Origin of the sequence: Gordonia sp. SCSIO 19800 (assembly GCF_018132775.1) — a bacterium.
In the GTDB taxonomy this organism is placed as follows: domain Bacteria; phylum Actinomycetota; class Actinomycetes; order Mycobacteriales; family Mycobacteriaceae; genus Gordonia; species Gordonia hongkongensis.
The window spans coordinates 1-610 of record NZ_JAGRQM010000066.1; the positions used below are offsets into that span (position 1 = coordinate 1).

A 610-nucleotide genomic window follows, 5' to 3' on the forward strand; every position below is an offset into this window, starting at 1 on the left:
CCAGCTACCGTGAGAACCCGGTCCCCGCAAACGCTGGAACCAACTAACCGAGCCTCCAGCAAACCCGGGGCGATTCAAGTCGCTACGACTCGCGGTAGTACTAGGTTGGCCGACTGTTTAGGCCAGTGCGAGGAACAGTTTCTCAAGCTCCGCTTCCGTGAGCGGTGGCTGCTCGCCATCTTACGGTCGCGATGCATTGACGCATCCCTGATTAGTCCGGATGGTCCACCGCCAGTCCGGGAACTCGGTCTCGAGCCGTTCGATCCGCTCGGCCGACAACCGGCCCTTGCGGTAGTCAGCGCTGCGGCTCTGCACCCAGGTGCCGATCGCGAATCCGTCAATGACATCGCGCCGGCGGGCGTTGCTGGTGCCGTACACCGCGACGTAGCGGTGCAGGTGCTCGAGCCCGGCCTCGAACCGCCCATCGCCAATAGATTCAGCCACGACAGCTCACGAGTGTGTTCGACGTTGCCGTAACGGGAAGACCGCGCTCAAGTGCGGTCATCACTGGAATGTAGCGCGGCGAACCCCACCTAGTGTCCTGAGTCATTAATTTCCGTTCGGTTGTTAGGCTAGGGAATGGCAACCCGGGGTCCGCGAGCAGTGGATA

Annotated in this window: 1 protein-coding gene; it reads right to left on the reverse strand. The window is 61.8% G+C overall.

Annotation, left to right across the window (positions count from 1 at the left end):
- Window positions 1-180: 180 nt before the first annotated feature.
- Window positions 181-444 carry a helicase associated domain-containing protein gene (locus KB201_RS24680; protein WP_004022477.1) on the reverse strand — a complete coding sequence of 88 codons (264 nt, stop codon included), beginning with the start codon at window positions 442-444 and terminating at the stop codon, window positions 181-183.
- Window positions 445-610: the final 166 nt, after the last annotated feature.